The following is a 15,960-nucleotide window of genomic DNA, read 5'->3' on the forward strand; positions in this document are numbered from 1 at the left end:
CCGGCCAAATTCGGCCATGGAATTGGGTCATCCGGTGCCGTCATCGGCGCTCACAGTTTTTGCAATTCCCCCGCATTTCTAGGCTTTTCCCGCGCGCAGCGAAGTGAGGCGATCAGAGTATCCGGCCAAATCCAGCCAAATCCGGCCACTCTATCATCGCACGAGAATGACGATGCACCTGCTTCAAAATCAAGTCGTGCTGGCCGGCTGCACGGGCGGCGGGGAATCCTCGCTGCTCGCCGAACTGGCGAGACGGGCATGCCATTCGTGTGCCGCCACTGAGTTGCGCTCGAAGCGAAGGATCCGACAACCGAGGAGGTGAGTTCGGCGAGAACAGCAAGCACTCTTAGGAGCTCTAATCAGACGCCGGCATTCTGCTTTTGAGTTGATAGCTTGTCAGATGTCATGGCGGACTGTCGGACAGCCATTCCCTTGGAGTAGAGCCTCGAGTCGCTTGGCGCGACTCTTTGGAATCGCAATCGTGAGGAGCTTTTCCGCTCTAGAGGCTGCGACGTAGATCTTTCGGGTGTCCTCTGCAAACTCGGGGCGAGCCGCCCCCTCCAGATGTTCGAGGATACCTCCCGCCTTCGTGCTCGTCATGACGACGCACACGGCTAGGAACTCCATTCCCTTTACTGAGTGGATCGTTCGAGCCGGATGCGCATTTAAGGACGGAATGGCCAGGGCGGCCAGCAGATCAGTGTTCGACTTTAGCCGCTGCCTGATGCCGCCGGATGCGACGAGTCCTGGTTCCAAAGCGCTGCGGGCCTTGTCGAGCCACGCATCGGCGGACATGCCGGGTAAGAATTTCAGCGCCGCTGCAGCGTCAATGATCGCTGGCCGCCAATGACCGTCCTCCAGATCTTCAGTCAATATGTAACGGTGATAGGCGCCCATATTCTCGATCCGACCCTGAACCAGCAGGATTGCGCGGTGCAGATTGGACAGCGCCTCGCGCCGGTTGCCTAGGTTCAAGGAGAAGTGGAAATCCGTCACTGCCTTGGCCAGCACCAGGGTCTTGTGCATCGTATCCTTCGGCACGGGATGCCCGATCGCCCGGGCCGCGCTTTGGAATCTCGACGCCAATATGGGCGCGTCCGCCACCGCGATTCCAAGAGGCTTCACGAGTTCGCCGAACTTTACGCCGATCGCCGCCGGCACCGATGTTCCACTGTATGAGATTACGTGGACGGCGGTGGGATCGTCCTTGTTGTTACCGAGTGCACGGTCCGGCACGCCGCGTGCCGAGGGCGGCCTCAATCGGACTATCGCGGCGCATATCGCCGGCGTTGACCGGAAGTTTCCGCTCATCGGAAGCCTGTCGCCATCCTCGAAGCGTTCGGCGAAACTATGGAGCTGGTCCGTAACACCTCCGCGGAACTGGTAGATCGACTGATTCGGATCGCAGATTACCTTGACGATTAGCCCTGAGGATCGAAGCCACTGCACGATCCCGAGGTCGTCGGGATTGCAGTCCTGAGCTTCGTCTACGAAAAACTCCTTAAAACGAGCGGCAAGGGCCTTCCCTAGCCGCCCGGCGAAGGCCGCGTCGGCAAGCCGCCTCTTCACACAGGTGCGCACGTCCTCGAAATCGACATGCCCTTTCGAGCGGGCGGAGGCGAGCATCCGGAGTGCGAGAGCCTCGTGTCTCGTGGCGTCGCGATCCATATTGAAGCCCTCATCTGCGGCGATCGTGCGGTTCAATCTGCCCGTCCCGCGGTCGAAGGCCTTCAGGGGCAGCCCCTGCATCGTCTCATGAGGCCGCACGACCCAGTCGCCCTTGTCCGGGATCAGCCGGGGCGAGACGTCGCAGCCCTCCATTCCGAACGGTGCCACGAAGAACTGCCAGAGGAACCTGTCGAAGGTGCCGATGAAGCTCGGGAAGAGCGGCATCGGCAGGATCCCGAATCTGCGGAGCCGCACTTCTAGTTCGTCGACGGCCGCGTTCGTAAAAGACAGGAAGGCGACACCACGGCGATCCCGCCGGTCCGAGAGTAGAAGTCTCGCTCGCTCGACCATCGTCCGCGTCTTTCCGGCACCTGGACAGGCGCTCACGAATGCCGAGCCGTCATGGCTGATAACCGCCGCCTGCTCCTTGGTCGGAGCGTATCCTCCGCTCACGTTGCCACCAGCTGCTCGATGGCGTGCTTGATGTAGGGTGGCACTGCTAGCTTCTCGCCGTCCTCAATCAGTCGCGCCAGCACCTGGGCGAAGTCGCCCTTGCGGGCATTCTTGAAGATGCGGTGAATCGCGGAGGCCCGATCGTCACCATCAAGCTTCATCGCGTCGCGCCACTTCTTCTTCGAGCGTGGGTGCAGTTCAAGGTAGGCCTTCTCAAGCAGGTCCGCGTTGCCCGCCTCAATCAGCTCCGATTCTAGCGAATAGGTGCTCGTGATCGCTGCAAAGTAGGCGCTCGCGCCAAGTCTGCCGATCAGCTTGTCCAAGGCCCGCTTTCTTCGATCACCCGGAGTGAGCCCCTCATCGCCGGTGTCAGCCTCGACTTCGGAGACCTTCTTGGAATCCTCAATCGCGTTGAGGTCCCCAGCCTCCTCGGCGGGTCCCTCAGTCTGTTCATTCAGAACGTCGCCCGCTACCTCGTCGTCGTCCTCCTCCTTTTTCAGCCCCTTGTCGCCATCGGTCATCACCACGACGCGGTCCGCGATCCTGGCCCCCTCCATTTCGGTCAGAAGAAGGGTCACGTACGGCTGGAAATCGACACCATCGATTGGAATGAACAGGGCGGATCTGAAGAGCCGGAGCTTCTCCGGGTGGTCTTTCAGGACATGGTGCTTCGCGATAGCCGGCAGCAGCAGCGCCTCAGCTATGCCTTCGATGAGCAGTGCCCGACCGCCGAAGAGCAGCGCCGCCTTCGTAACATCGAGGTAGCGGTCGACCTTGCGGCGATCAAGATCCCTAAGCGGCATATTGGCTAAAGGCAGGCATCGTGTCGCTCGACGCGGAACGACGGCCGAGATCGCCTCCGCGACGGACTCCGCGGCGGCCTCGCCATTCGTATTGCCCGCGTGACCAAGGACGTCCTCTATGATGCTGGCGTCGATAGATCCTGGTTCAGGCAGCTCATCCGCCTTCGCGGCGTCAACCGAGGTGATCACCGACTTGAAAACCACCAGCCTGTCGCTGCTAACCCACGCCGAGAGGTTCGGCGAATGGGTGGCTACCACCACCTGTAGTTCCCCAGCGGGAGCGTGGTCGGTCGGAAGGTTCATTCGCGACTGTTCCGCCTGCTCGCGCAGAAACGAAAGGACTGCAGCCTGCAGCTGCGGATGCAGATGCGCCTCCGGTTCCTCGACGAGGAACAAGGTCAAATCCGTGCTCCGGACCTTTTCCAGCTCAACGGCGATGATCGCCATGAAGAGTAGGTTCGCATAGCCGTGGCCGGAATACCGCAGATCCTCTGGATCGACGCCGTGATCGGCAAGCTTGAACCGCAGATCGCGGGCGATGTCGATCAACCCCTCGTCCGATGCAAAGCCAAGCGTAGCGGCCTGCCGGCGCACGCCGCCCGTCAATGCAGAGAGGCCCTTCTCGACGGCAACGTCGACCTTCACCAGCACATCGTGCCTGCGTGTCCTTGCAAGCTCCTTTGCGAGGTCGGAGGCGGTCGTCCCCTCGAGAAAGTGGTTGAGGAGGGCCATGATGCGGGTCGGATTCCCGGATGCGAGCGCCCGCTTCGCATCGCGCAGCGTCGGCAGATAAACGTGTCGGACCATGTCGTGGCAATTCGGTTCGGGCGCGTTTCCGTCCCTACCGGCCCAGAGCTGCGGTCTCGCCCCTTGCCGATTGCCGTCGTACCGCAATCCGAAGCAGGCATTCGTCAAGCCGGCGTCGGTGGCGGCGGAGATCAGGCGCCCCTGCTGCCCCGACGAGAGTTCCGCGAAATGCGCCTCCAAATCGAATTGGGTTGCGCCGCACTGGAAGCGGACATCGGTGGGCTCGCAGTAGATCTCCCGACGACCACTCAGCGGGAGCGTTAGCAGACGGATCGCATCGATCGCATTGCTCTTTCCGCCGTTGTTCTCGCCAACCAGGACCGTCAGGTCCTTCTGCAGTTCGAGATGCGTATCATCGAAGGAACGAAAGTTAGCCAACTTCACGCGCTTGAGAAACATCGCTTCCCCCATCCTAACGATACTGCATAGACGAGCGGTAGTTGATCGGCGAGAGTGATGTGGAACCGATCCGGACGGGACGTGACCGAAGCTGCCCTCGATCTCGGCCAGTCGCCGGCGGTTGCACGATCAACCTGGGGGCAATCGGGATGGACGCCGAGCAACTCACAAGCATCTGGAACCAGCGCGAGGTCCCGGTGATTCTTCGCAGGACCGGTAAGGGGGAGCTGTTGCGGCTGCGGCTTCCATATGCTGAGACTAACCGGTCCTGGCTGCAGAACGACAGACGCACCTCGCCCGCATGGATCGCAAGCAAACGCTGTTGGGAGATACCGAAGGCCTGGTTCAACGACTTCGTGGAACGTGCGCTTGCCACCTTTGGGGCGGTCTACGTGATCCAACCCTACCGCGAACAGGAGAACTGTTCCCCGGCTTGCCTGAATGCGGTCGGCCACGAGTGCCAGTGCTCTTGTATGGGACGCAACCATGGAGCCGGCAACGATGGCAGCTGGTTCGAGATATCCGAGACGTTCGCCACACGATGGGGTGACCAGATGCTTGCATGCCGTCTGATGAAGGCTCGCTTGAATGTAGGATGAGGTTTGATGCCTTACCGCCTTCTTCTCGGCCACGACCTTTACTGCACCCCTTATCGTTTGGCAGTACTTAGTGGGTCTCGGCCCTAATTACGCGATCGTGACCAGGAACGGTCCGCTCCTTGCGGCAAGCAGCCCGTCCTTCACGATAACGCACTCGATGCTATGGCTGCCCGGATACGTCGCCGTCTCTTCGCGGGAGAGGACGCCGGGCGTGATGTCGCCCACGTCGAAGCCGCCGCGGAGGTCGCGCGCCTGCTTCGCGGCTTCGCCGGTGTTCACGACCTGCCAGAACACGTCGAATGGACGCTTCACGTCCGTTCTGGCGTCGAAGCGCAGCTCCGAGCCGCGGGCGATCGGCTCGCCGCTTCCGAAGACCTGAGGCCTGAAGCCGTCGCGCATCGCGCTGGCGACCACGATATCGACGCTGCCGTCACGGAAGGTCGGCCAGCTGGCTGGTCTGCGATGCGGTGCATCGAGCACCCGCCGCATCGCACGGTTCGCCCGTGCCGCGAGCGTGACAGCCTGCCGTCGTGAGCCTCCACGGCGCGCGACGGCGGCCTCGACGAGATCACGACCGATCCTGGGAGCGAGGACGTCGACGAACTCTATCGCGTCGCCGAGCCTCGACGCGGCGGCGAAATCCACCCGTGCGGTCTGCAGCCAATCGTCGAACGCCACCTGCTTCGAAGAGTCGTCGTTCCAAGCGTCGGCGAAGTTCTCCCGCGGATCGGAGGGGTTCGCTATCCACCACTCGCCGGAACGGCATTCCACGTAGGCATCCATGCGATCGAGGATGCTGAGCAGCGCACCGGCGATGGTGCTCTCCTGCCCGTAGGCGTGCGCGGCCAATGTGGTGATCACGATCGAGCTCGGTCTTCCCTCGGGCTCGTCGACGAACCTCATGTCGCGGTGACGCTTCAGGATCTGGATCGCCGACTGCAGTGGCGTGCGGACCCGATACGTCGGAATGTCGGCCACGTCGGCACGGGCCTGGATGGCCATCGCTTTGCGCCGGCTCTCGAACACTGGTCGCATCCGGCCGAGGAACCATGCTGCATATCCATTGGGATTGCTAGCGGGCCAGTCGTCACTCAACCGACGGTAGTTGTGGTGCTGCGCGTCGGTGATCGAAATCGCGTCCTGCACGAGATCGGAGGACGGAAACCCCTGTTCGCGGATCAGCCTGCGCCGTTGGCCATCCGGCACGGACGGGAGCACATCCATGTGGAATTGCGCTTCGTCCGCATAATTGAGTGTCCAGCATCGATCCCACGGTGAGGGATCATCCATGCCGTATCGAGCCGCGTAGAGCTTCAGTTCCCTGCCGAGGTCCGCATGCAGCTGAGCTTGGGTGCGATCCCACTTGTCGAGATCGAACTCGCATACGACGTCCAGGTCGTAATGCTCCTCCCCGCTCACGGGCCTGATCGCCGTTCCCAGCCGGAATGAGCCCTGGGTGTAGACGTCGAGATCGACGCCGGCGAAGACGGAGGCAGGCCGATCCAGCCAGTCCGCGACCGATCTGTAGCTGCGGCCCGCTGCCTCGTAGCGGGACTGCGGGATCTGCAGCGTCTCCGCCAGGTCCTCGATCAGCGCTTCCCCGATCACGTTGCGCTGGCTCATGCTTGGGCCTTTCGCAGCGACGAGGGGAGAAGCAGATCCAGCTCGCCATCTGAGAAGGTCAGGTCCTCCCGGTTCTTCAGCGCGTCCTGCGCGTCCGAGTAGGCGGCGGCGGTCGTCTGGGGTGCACCCTTGTAGATGGTGGCGAGCTTCGCTTGGAGATCGTCGCGTCGCTTCACGGCGTCGCCGTCCGAGATTCGCCGCATACGCAAGTCGGTCAGCAGCGACAGGTACGACTCCCTGATCGGCCACAGGCTCGCCGCCGCATCCCGATGCTTCTGCGAAGTCCCGCCCGGATCGAAGCCCTTCATGTATCCCGAGATGATCAGGCTCGCGATCGATGCTACGGCCGTGGCGATCTTCAGCGCGACCTCGTCAAGGAAGATGACCGAGAAGGCGCCCGACGCCGTGATCGCGGTGAGAACGATCTGGACGAGCTTGTAACGCCGAAGCGTCCGTCCGCAACGATCGCCCATCTTCTCGTGGGTCTTGTGCGTGTAGACGACCCGACCAAAGCACTCGCGGATCTGATCCTCCAGTTGCGTGAAACCGGTCATCCTGTGCCGTTCTCCTCCGTCCGAGTCCGCCCCTTCCCGACGGTCAGCTGGTTGATCGTGTCCGGTCGTCATCGGTCAGGCCGCCCGCCGCTCGACGCGGCTGCCGTCGACGCCCTTCACGATGGAGAAGCCGTTGGGCACGGCCTGTTGGACTAGCGGCACGTGCGAGATCAGGCCGACGGCGCGGCTCTTGCCAACGATCTCCTGAAGTACCTGCAGGACGAGTTCGAGCGTCCCGCTGTCGTTCTCGGTGTCCAGACTGCCAAAGCCCTCGTCGATGAAGATTGTGTCCAGCCGGATGCGCCCGTGGCTCATCTCGACGATGTCGGAGAGGCCGAGCGCGAGCGACAGCGCCGCAATGAACGTCTCGCCGCCGGACAGCGTGCTGATCTCGCGCGGCCGCCCGGTCTGAATGTCGTGCACGCGGATGTCGAGGCCGCGCTTGGTCCGGCCGCCGATCGCCTGCAGGTCGCGCTCGAACCGGTAGCGACCGCCGGTCATCGGATCGAGCCGGAGGTTCGCCGCGTCGAGGACGTGGTCGAACATGGCGCCGATCGCGAACGTCTCGAGCGGCGTCCTCATTAGGTTGTCGCCGGCGAAGGCGTCGGCGAGTCCGCGTAGCGGTCCCGTCTCTTCCTCCAGTCTGGCCAGACGCTCCAGCTGATCGCGCAAGGACGAGAGCAGATCGTCCAGCACCTTCCTCGCGGCATCGGCGTCGGCAGCCGCCTTGCGGGTCCTCAGACACTCGACCCGTGCGCCGTCCCTCGCCACCTCGAGAGCGGCGAGGTCGGGCCGCTCCACATCCCTGATCGCCTCGGCGGCGGCCGTCGCCTGTGCCTCGGCGATCGCCACATCGTTCCGATAGGCCCGGATCCGCTCCGCGTGCGCAGCGATCTGAGGGATATCCACGCATCCGAGTTCATAGGCCGCCTCGTCCAGCCCCACTTCGGCAAGGCGAGCTTCAAAGGTCAGTCGCCCCTTCTCCACCTCGGTTTCGGCCTGCGCGACGGCATCGATCGCGCCGAGCACCTTGGCGGCGGTGGTGTCCCTCGCCGTTGCGGCGTTCCGTAGAGCCTCCTCCGCTCCCGCCAGCGCGTCACGCAACACCCTGATCGATGAGGCGATGGCCACGCCTTCCCGCTCCAGCGCGCCCTCAGCCCTGAGCCCTTCCGGCACGCCGGCAATCGCATCCTCGTACGAACGGGCGGCAACGGCCTCCTCGGTGCGGGCCTTCTGCAGGATCTCCCGCGTCTTCTCAGCCTCCGCGACGGCAGTGCTCAGCGAGGCCTTCGCCTGTGCGGCCTGCTGCTCGAGTTCGGCAGGTGCGGCGATCTTGCCAAGGGCGTCGAGTTCGCCCTGGACGCGCGCGACTGCGCTGGCCGCGTCAGCGACGGACGACTTGGGCGCCGTCAGCGCAGCGAGTTCGGCAACGCGCTCTTCTGACGTCGCCTCGGCGGTTCTGACCGCGGCTTCGGCGAGGTCGGCCGTCCGCACGGCGCGATCGAGGCGCTCGCGGGCAGCGCGCATCTCCGTCTCGAGCGCACGAGGATCGCCGTCGCCGTGTGCGGGAGACGGATGCTCCGCGCTCCCGCAGACGGGACAGGGTTCGCCATCGGTCAGGTGCATGCTTGCCAGAACCTGGGCCTGCGCATCGATGAAGGCCCCCTCCGCGGCGGTGGCAACGATGCGGTGCGGCTCGACCTCAACGGTGGCGGCATCCCTCGCCTTCTTGGCTTGCTCGACATCGCTCCGAGCGGCCACGACCTTCCGGTCCACTGCGTCGTAGGCCTTGGCTGCAGCATGTTCTGCAGTCGCGTTGACGAGCTGCGCCTTCAGTTCCGCCTGCTTGAGCGTGGCCTTGCGTGCGCTCTCGACTTCATCTCCGAGGCGGACATGGAGCGCATCGAGTCGGACGCGTTCGCCGTCCGAGCGATCAAACGCCTTCTCAGTCCCATCCAGATCACTTCGCTTGGCAAACCACTGTTTCTTCAGGTCCGCTGCACCCATGAGAAGGTCCGTGCGACGCTTGACCTCCGCCGCCTGTGCGGAGAGGCCTTCAAGCTGCTCGGCATTGCCTCGAGCGAGCGTGGCGGCCTCCTCGCAGATGCGGTGTTGCCTGTTGGCATTTTCCGCGGCTGTCCGAGCGTCCTTCTCCAACTTCACGGCTGTCACGCGCGCCGCCTCGAGTTCGGTCAGGCGGGATGCAAGATCGACGGCGCGCTGGGCCTTCTCGGCACAAGTCAGGACGACATGAATCTCTTCAATCTCCGCCCGCTGCTGCTCCAGCTCGAGCCTGCGGCGCTCTGCATCTTCCGCGGCCTTGAAGCGACTTTCCACCGCCTCGGCCGTAAGATGCGCCTGCTCGGCCGTCCGGGCGACACCTTCGGCCGACGTCGCTTCGTCGTGACGAGCCTGCGCCGTCTCTGCAGCCGAGAAGATGCCAGCCGCGAGATCGTCCGGGCTGGCGTAGCCAGCGTCTGCGAGGCGCTGGGCGACAAGGCGGTGACCATCGTCGAAGTCGCGCTTCGCCGCCGCGGCGTCCTCCTTCATCCGTGCGGCCATGCGGCGATAGATGCTGACGTCGAAAAGGTCGCGCAAGATTTCGACCCGCTGGTTGCTGTCGGCGATCAAGAACCGCTCGAAGCGACCCTGCGGCAGCAACACGATCTGCCGAAACTGCTCGACGCCGTAGCCGAGCAGTTCCTTCACCAGCTTCAGCACCTCGCCGACCTTAGTCTCGGCGAGCACGACGCCGCAGTTGTCGGCGGTCACGTCGTCGACGGCGATCGCGGTCGCATCGAAGAGCCACGCCTTGTGAGTGCTGACCGTCTCGCCCTCGCCCCGCATCTTGGGCCGCGACTGATCCGGCTGACGTCGCACGAAGTAACGCTTGTCGCCGAGCTCGAAGAGAAGCGACACTTCCGTCAGGCGGTCCGCCTCTGCATGACCGGACCGCATCGTGGCGATCGACTGCTCCGGCTTGGCGCCGACGCCGAACAGCGCAAACGTCATGGCGTTGAAGATCGACGACTTGCCCGAGCCCGTCGCGCCGTAGATGCCGAAGAGACCGGAGTCGGTGGCCTCGCGGAAGTCGACGAGCTCGGTGCCGGCGTAGGGACCGAACGCCGTCATGGTAAGGACGACGGGCCTCATGCGTCCTCTCCCGCCACGGCCATGTCGCCGAGCGCCGTCTCGACGAGCGCACGCTCCGCCTCGCTGATCTCCTGCTCCCGGACGAAGCCGACGAAGTTGGCGATCACCTCCTGAGGTCGCTCGAGCGCCGCCCTCCCCTCGCGCAAGCGCTGCTCGCCCGGCGTGGCGTTGCGCTCGTAGGCGAGCTGGACCGCATTCGGATACAATCTGCGGATGCGCTTCATCGGATCGATTTGAGGCGTGTCGTCCGTCAGCACGACGCTGATCAGATCGTCCGACGCTTCCGGCGCGGCCAGCAGTTCGGCGAGCCTTCCCCGAAGCGTGCGGATGCGCCGCCGCGGCACGAAAGGGATCGGCGTGGTCGTCACCGAGCCGTCCGCGGCTAGATCGACGAGGGTCATCGATTTCTCGTGCCCCTCCTCGTCAAAGCCGAAGGCGAGCGGGGCTCCGGAATAGCGCACGTGCTCGGCGCCGACCGCCTGCGGGCGGTGGAGGTGTCCCAGCGCGACGTAGTGGGCGCCTTCGAACACCGACGAGGGCACCGTCTCGATGCCCCCGACGGCGCGGGTGAGCGGCCGCTCGCCCTCGCTGGTAGACGCTCCCTCGACGAAGGCATGGGCAACGACCACCCAGCGCGCGCCCTCGGGAAGGTGACGCCTGGCGCTCGCGACCTGCTCGCGCAGCACGTCGGCGGGGCATGAGATGTCGTCGTTGCCGTAGCATGCGCGGGCGGCGAACTCGTACGAGAATGGCAGGGCCGAGATCGCCACCAGCCCGTGTTCGTCGGAGAGCAGGAGCGGTTTCTCCTCGGGATCGAGCGGGCCGCGCACCAGGGAGCGGTCGGCATCCGCCAGCACGCCCATCATCCCGATCTGCGCCGCCGAGTCGTGATTGCCCGCGATCAGCACGATTGCCGTGGCGCTCGTCGCCCCGACTCGCCGCACGAAGTCGTTGAACCGCCTGAGCGCGGTCTGCGGAGGCGTCGCTCGATCGAAGATGTCACCGGCAATGATCACGACGTTGGGCGCATGCGCCGCGATCGCCTCCTCTACCTGCGCGAGCACCACGTCGTGGTCCACGTCCAGCGACACCGCATGGAACTGCCGCCCGAGATGCCAGTCGCCGGTGTGGAGGATTCGCACCTGTGTCTCCGTATAGTGGATATACGTGCAGAAGCTATATGGACACCGTTGGTTCCGTCAAGTAGCGGTCGCGCATGGAAGCACAGGATCTCCGTCGAACGGTCAGATCGCGTCTAGCGTATCTGGACCAGTGCTTCCGGTGGCGCGGGCAGGCGAACCGCAGCGCCCTGACCCGCAAGTTCGGCATTTCGCCCGCCCAGGCCGCAGTCGATTTCCGCGAGTATTTCGCGCGCTGCCGGGACCCGCTGCCGTTCTACGATACGGTGCGGAAGACGTACGTCGCATCGGACCGGCATATCGGTCTCGAGGACCCGGGCGAACTACCGCCCATGCTCGAGGTCATCGCAGACGGCGCCGCCGACCGGTTCGATGAATTGCCGATGCCCAAGCGGCAGTGCCCCGCCGGAATTATGCGGCACCTATTCCAGGCAATGGATCGGAACCTCAAGATTGAGATCGACTATGTATCGATGAGCTCCGGCAAGACCACGTCGCAGTGGATCGCGCCGGCGCGGATCGGATACGACGGCGAGCGCCTGCACTTCCGAGCATGGAGCTACCGTCACGACGAGTGGCGCGACTACTTGCCGGTGCGGGTGTCGGACGCGAGCAGCTTCGCGATCCAGCCGTTACCTGAAGCACTGCCGCTCGACTTAGATTGGGAAACCAAGGTCCGGGTTGCGCTACGTCCACGAGGTGACCTCTCGGCGGAACAGCAGCGGACAGCGCGGGATGAGTACGGCTTCGCAGACGACGAGGTTCTGATCGTCGAGACGCGAGCTGCCCTCGCCTTCTACCTCGATCGTCGCTGGGGACTCGACCTTCCTAGCTCTAGGCTGGATCACATGCCGGACGAGTAACGGCGTCCTACTCGCTGCCACATGAATGAACGGCCATTTGCAGCCAATTGGTCCCCGAAAGCCGCCAGGCCGCTATCCACCAGTTTTACCGCAAATGCGGGCAGTCCGCATGCACCGCGATGGCGCCGTTCGCTCTTTGAAGCTGTGCGTTCCTGCAGCTTTGGGATCTGCTGCCAGAACGCGGTGCGGTTCTCCATCAAACAAGCTTCTTCCGCCTGCAGATAGCAGGCATTTTTGGCCGAATTACCTCAGCCAACCGGCCGTAAATGCCCCTGCCGCCCCCGCGACGTTTATGATAAAAGGCGGCATGCTCAAGACAAGAATGAAGCGGGTCGCCGATCGCGGCGATCACGCCGTGCGGCGCCTTGCCGAGATCGAAGCCTCGATCGCGGACCTTTCCAACGAGGATCTGCTCGATTTGGCTGACATCTTTAAAGCCGAGCCCCGCTCACCAATCGGGGATATGGCATTCGTTGAAATGGCGCGGCGGAATATCAGTCTTTAGAGACCGGTCAGGAATGAATTAGCAGGATCATGGGACTACCAAGGAGCATCGGCTGCCCCAAGGATCGCCCGCAATTTTGCATGATCATCAACGGAGCGACGACATAGCGATGATAGCGATTGGTACGCGGATCAACGAGATAGGCACGTTGGTCCGCGATGGCGGAGCCTTCTATCTTCGCCGCGATGTCGGTGGCCGCTACGAGCTGGAATTGCATCGTACCCCCGTAGATCTGGTAGAAAAGCGCGTCCGGCTCATCGGCACACTGGTTGGCCGAAATCTGGTGAACGCTGACGGCGTTGCGCCAGCTTAGTTGGCTGGACATTCCCGTTCAGTCGTCAGCCACTGGCCGCGATTCTGATTCAACCTGACTCATTGGCGTTGCGCACAAACCACGAACGGGCATCATCCATGCCATGGAACAGCGGATCATTCATGCCTGCGGTCATGAGCAGGCTCATCATCTTACCGGCTTTGAAAGCCAGCGGGAACGTAAGGCCAAGTGGCTGAAGACGACTACCTGTCGAGACTGCTTCGTTGCGAAAAAGCGGGCTGAGGAGGTCGCTGCGGCAGCGTTGAGCAGCGCCGCTGTCTCACACCTTGTTCTTCCGCCGCTAGCGGGGACCGATCGGCAAATCGGATGGGCGTCGACGATCAGGACCAAGCGGCTCGCAGCGCTAACCAACTCAAACAGCGACGCCGACTGTAGCGCATGCCTTCGGGTCACTGACGCCAAATGGTGGATCGATCACCGCGATCTGACGGACGTCGATCTGATGGCAGCAGTTACGAAGGCATCGGACATCCAGGACGTCAGGGCAGTGACGGCGTCGATAACCGACATGCCTCGGACGGCATGATCACCTAGCTGACGCCGTCGCACGACCAGCCTTGCAGAAACGGTGTCATTGATAGCACGAACTTTAACGGGATACCGCGCGCTCCCCCCCCCCGCCCGAGATCCAAGCCGGTGCGAAACGTCCGTCTTCAGTACAGTGCTTTTAGGGTATACCCTCAGCGTTCCTACGCTGGCCGGTCCGATTTGCGCCGAAAACAAACGTCTGAGATTTTGGGTCAAATAGCCCGTCGGTCCGCCTGGAGCCCTAGCCAAGGAAGACCATACGGCACCCTATCAAACTGCACGCAGCAGCTCCATCGGGGCGTCACATAAAGCGGACCCAGATATACGCTAAAGCCTCGTCAGCGCGCCGTTAAGCGTCCCGATTGGGATCGAATTGCGAGAACTTGAGCGCTTTCCCGAAAGCCGTGATGCAAATGGTATTGGGAAGCCATCAGCGCGCATCCGACATGGCATGATCTTCGACTCCGGGGTCGAAGGCGACATTTCAGACGTTCGTCTCGACGGCCTGATTGGCGACTTCCAGATCGATCATGACCGCAAAGCCTGATGTCCGATCTATCGTGGCCCGTCCACGATGGGCGTCAGCAATCGCCCGTACCAAAGCGAGGCCCAACCCGTGCCCGGGCCTGGACCTGCTGGCTTCGCCTCGCGAAAACCGCCTGAATAGATGATCGGATTCGTCGGCCGATGCATCCGGGCCGTCGTCCGACAGGCAAAGCCTTGCCCCTCGGGGTGACCGGGCAAGATCGACACTCACGTTCGTTCCCGCCGGGGTATGGGTCAGCACATTGTCGAACAGGTTGGCGACGAGCTGCTGTAGCAGACGCCGGTCCCCGTCGATCGTCAGTCCCGGCTCGATCGTAGCGGTCAGGAGATGGTCGCTTGCCTCCATGTCGGGACGGTATGTCTCAACGATATTTTCCACCAGCGCACTAAGGTCCAGGCGCTGGAAATGGGACTGGGCTGCCTGTCCCTCGACCTCCGCAATCCGGAGCAGGGCCGCAAAGATGTCGAGCAATTCGCGCGACTGATCGGCCGCAGCCGTGATCGCTGTGTGCTGCCGCTCGCGCTCCTGGGTGGCCAATGCCTCCTCCAGCCTGTTGTGCAGGCGCGTCAGCGGTGTGCGCAAATCATGCGCCACGTCGCTCGACACCTGTCGCAAATTATCCATCAGCGTACCGATCCGGTCGAGCATCCGGTTGAGCGTTGCGCTGACGCGGTCGAACTCGTCGCCTGTGCCACTAACAGGCATTCGCTGTGACAGGTCGCCATCGATGATCGCCAGCGCGGTGCGATCGATCTGCGCGAGGCGGTGTCGGGTCACCAAGCCGACGATCCACGCCGCGCCGATGCCGAGGACGAGCATCGCCCCGAAAGCGCCGGCAAACAAGCGCAGGAGCGTCGCATCCATGTCGTCGATGACCCCGCGATCGGCCGCGACCAGCAGGCGGTGCCCGCCCGGCAGGATCGTGGTCAGCGACTGCGCGATCCGGCGCTCGCCAGTGTGGACGTAGGGCAGCAACTCGACGAAGCCGGCCTGCGTGGGGACCTCCGCGTCCAATTGCCCGGCGACGGTGGCGCCGTCCGGCGCAACCAGACGATAGTCGAGACTGTCGGCACCCCGCGCGGTTTCGCGTCGCCGGATCGCGTCGGCAACGCCCGCCGGCCCGTCATCGCCCTCGTCGATCAGCGCCTGCGTTTCCGTGGCGATCCGATGGTCGAGCTGTTGCTCCAGCGCCTCGTGCGTCGTCTCGAACGCGACCACGCCGATCGCCAGCGTCGCCAGCGCGAAGCCCAGCGCGACGATCGCGACGAGGCCGAAGGTCGTGCGCCACCAGCGCTTGAGCACGACTGGCATCACCTGCCCCGGATCATATAGCCCGCACCCCGCACGGTCTCGATCGCGTCATCGTCGAACCCGGCGTTCAGCTTGGTGCGCAGCCGGCTCAGATGGGTCTCGACGATGTTGGTCTTCGGATCGAAATCGAAATCCCAGACCCGCTCCAGCAGCATGGTGCGGGTCATGATCCGCCCGGGATTGCGCATCAGCTCTGCGAGGAGCGCAAATTCGCGCGGCTGGAGCGTCACCCGCCGGCCCGCGCGGGTGACGGTGCGGCGATGCAGGTCGAGCGTGATGGCACCGACGATCAGCGTCGCCGGTTCGACCGCGACGGTCTGCCGGCGCCCCAGCGCCTGCACGCGAGCGGCCAGTTCGGAAAAGGCGAACGGCTTGACCAGATAGTCGTCGGCGCCGCCCTCGATGCCTTCCACCCGGTCGCTCAATCCCCCGATCGCAGTCAGCATCAGCACCGGCGTCATGTCGCCGGCCGCGCGCAGCGCCCTGACCAGCGACAGTCCGTCGAGACCGGGCAGCATCCGGTCGACGATCAGCGCGCCGAAGCCGCCTTCGGTCGCCTGGTACAGGCCGTCGCGACCATCAGCGCTGAGGACGACCTGATGCCCCAGCTCGGTAAAGCCCTTGCCGATGAACCGGCCGGTGTCGGCATCGTCCTCGACGATCAGGATACGCAT

12 protein-coding genes are annotated in these 15,960 nt (G+C 63.7%); 2 read left to right on the forward strand and 10 right to left on the reverse strand.

Annotated features, from left to right (window positions below; translation table 11 throughout):
* Positions 1–396: 396 nt before the first annotated feature.
* The 6 genes from O6X71_RS18665 to O6X71_RS18690 all read right to left on the reverse strand — a co-directional run bounded on the left by O6X71_RS18665 (position 397) and on the right by O6X71_RS18690 (position 11,201).
* A complete protein-coding gene (locus tag O6X71_RS18665) occupies positions 397–2,121 on the reverse strand; it encodes a UvrD-helicase domain-containing protein (protein WP_353467193.1) in 1,725 nt (574 codons plus the stop codon).
* Positions 2,118–4,130 carry an ATP-dependent nuclease gene (locus O6X71_RS18670; protein WP_353467195.1) on the reverse strand — a complete coding sequence of 671 codons (2,013 nt, stop codon included), beginning with the start codon at positions 4,128–4,130 and terminating at the stop codon, positions 2,118–2,120. The genes O6X71_RS18665 and O6X71_RS18670 overlap by 4 nt, the downstream gene beginning before the upstream one ends.
* Before the next feature lie 686 nt (positions 4,131–4,816).
* Positions 4,817–6,352 carry a nucleotidyltransferase gene (locus tag O6X71_RS18675; RefSeq protein ID WP_353467196.1) on the reverse strand — a complete coding sequence of 512 codons (1,536 nt, stop codon included), beginning with the start codon at positions 6,350–6,352 and terminating at the stop codon, positions 4,817–4,819.
* A complete protein-coding gene (locus O6X71_RS18680) occupies positions 6,349–6,906 on the reverse strand; it encodes an SLATT domain-containing protein (protein WP_353467197.1) in 558 nt (185 codons plus the stop codon). The genes O6X71_RS18675 and O6X71_RS18680 overlap by 4 nt, the downstream gene beginning before the upstream one ends.
* Before the next feature lie 75 nt (positions 6,907–6,981).
* Positions 6,982–10,059 (reverse strand): SMC family ATPase, encoded by a 3,078-nt coding sequence (locus O6X71_RS18685; protein ID WP_353467199.1) that lies wholly within the window; start codon positions 10,057–10,059, stop codon positions 6,982–6,984.
* Positions 10,056–11,201, reverse strand: a complete 1,146-nt coding sequence (locus O6X71_RS18690) for an exonuclease SbcCD subunit D (protein WP_353467200.1) — start codon at positions 11,199–11,201, stop codon at positions 10,056–10,058. The genes O6X71_RS18685 and O6X71_RS18690 overlap by 4 nt, the downstream gene beginning before the upstream one ends.
* A gap of 74 nt (positions 11,202–11,275) precedes the next feature.
* Here O6X71_RS18690 and O6X71_RS18695 point away from each other — a divergent pair, with 74 nt between their 5' ends.
* On the forward strand, positions 11,276–12,061 hold the full coding sequence (locus O6X71_RS18695; RefSeq protein WP_353467201.1) for a hypothetical protein: 786 nt from the start codon (positions 11,276–11,278) through the stop codon (positions 12,059–12,061).
* On the opposite strand, the gene O6X71_RS18700 is transcribed toward O6X71_RS18695, so the two are convergent.
* Positions 12,043–12,258 (reverse strand): hypothetical protein, encoded by a 216-nt coding sequence (locus tag O6X71_RS18700; RefSeq protein WP_353467202.1) that lies wholly within the window; start codon positions 12,256–12,258, stop codon positions 12,043–12,045. The genes O6X71_RS18695 and O6X71_RS18700 overlap by 19 nt on opposite strands.
* A 110-nt stretch (positions 12,259–12,368) precedes the next feature.
* On the opposite strand from O6X71_RS18700, the gene O6X71_RS18705 reads away from it, so the two are divergent.
* The gene (locus O6X71_RS18705; RefSeq protein ID WP_031439397.1) at positions 12,369–12,566 is read left to right on the forward strand and encodes a hypothetical protein; all 198 of its coding nucleotides are present in this window, start codon (positions 12,369–12,371) and stop codon (positions 12,564–12,566) included.
* A 7-nt stretch (positions 12,567–12,573) separates the two neighbouring features.
* Here the strand turns inward: O6X71_RS18705 and O6X71_RS20985 are convergent, their stop codons facing one another.
* The 3 genes from O6X71_RS20985 to O6X71_RS18720 form a co-directional block, all read right to left on the reverse strand.
* Positions 12,574–12,891: a hypothetical protein gene (locus tag O6X71_RS20985; protein WP_031439398.1), complete on the reverse strand. Its 318-nt coding sequence runs from the start codon at positions 12,889–12,891 to the stop codon at positions 12,574–12,576.
* A gap of 1,021 nt (positions 12,892–13,912) precedes the next feature.
* Positions 13,913–15,286: a sensor histidine kinase gene (locus tag O6X71_RS18715; protein WP_353467203.1), complete on the reverse strand. Its 1,374-nt coding sequence runs from the start codon at positions 15,284–15,286 to the stop codon at positions 13,913–13,915.
* The gene (locus tag O6X71_RS18720; protein WP_151990357.1) at positions 15,286–15,960 is read right to left on the reverse strand and encodes a response regulator transcription factor; all 675 of its coding nucleotides are present in this window, start codon (positions 15,958–15,960) and stop codon (positions 15,286–15,288) included. Before O6X71_RS18720 ends, O6X71_RS18715 begins: the two co-directional genes overlap by 1 nt.

The sequence above is a fragment of the Sphingomonas faeni genome (assembly GCF_040407505.1).
Lineage (GTDB): Bacteria > Pseudomonadota > Alphaproteobacteria > Sphingomonadales > Sphingomonadaceae > Sphingomonas > Sphingomonas faeni_E.

What these genes read in the sequence shown, in the direction of transcription:
- O6X71_RS18705 (WP_031439397.1), top strand. Translation starts at nt 12,369, where the DNA reads ATGCTCAAGACAAGAATGAAGCGGGTCGCCGATCGCGGCGATCACGCC.
- O6X71_RS18695 (WP_353467201.1), top strand. Translation starts at nt 11,276, where the DNA reads ATGGAAGCACAGGATCTCCGTCGAACGGTCAGATCGCGTCTAGCGTAT.
- O6X71_RS18720 (WP_151990357.1), bottom strand. Translation starts at nt 15,960, where the DNA reads ATGCGTATCCTGATCGTCGAGGACGATGCCGACACCGGCCGGTTCATC.
- O6X71_RS18670 (WP_353467195.1), bottom strand. Translation starts at nt 4,130, where the DNA reads ATGTTTCTCAAGCGCGTGAAGTTGGCTAACTTTCGTTCCTTCGATGAT.
- O6X71_RS18675 (WP_353467196.1), bottom strand. Translation starts at nt 6,352, where the DNA reads ATGAGCCAGCGCAACGTGATCGGGGAAGCGCTGATCGAGGACCTGGCG.
- O6X71_RS18700 (WP_353467202.1), bottom strand. Translation starts at nt 12,258, where the DNA reads ATGGAGAACCGCACCGCGTTCTGGCAGCAGATCCCAAAGCTGCAGGAA.
- O6X71_RS18715 (WP_353467203.1), bottom strand. Translation starts at nt 15,286, where the DNA reads ATGCCAGTCGTGCTCAAGCGCTGGTGGCGCACGACCTTCGGCCTCGTC.
- O6X71_RS18680 (WP_353467197.1), bottom strand. Translation starts at nt 6,906, where the DNA reads ATGACCGGTTTCACGCAACTGGAGGATCAGATCCGCGAGTGCTTTGGT.
- O6X71_RS18685 (WP_353467199.1), bottom strand. Translation starts at nt 10,059, where the DNA reads ATGAGGCCCGTCGTCCTTACCATGACGGCGTTCGGTCCCTACGCCGGC.
- O6X71_RS20985 (WP_031439398.1), bottom strand. Translation starts at nt 12,891, where the DNA reads ATGTCCAGCCAACTAAGCTGGCGCAACGCCGTCAGCGTTCACCAGATT.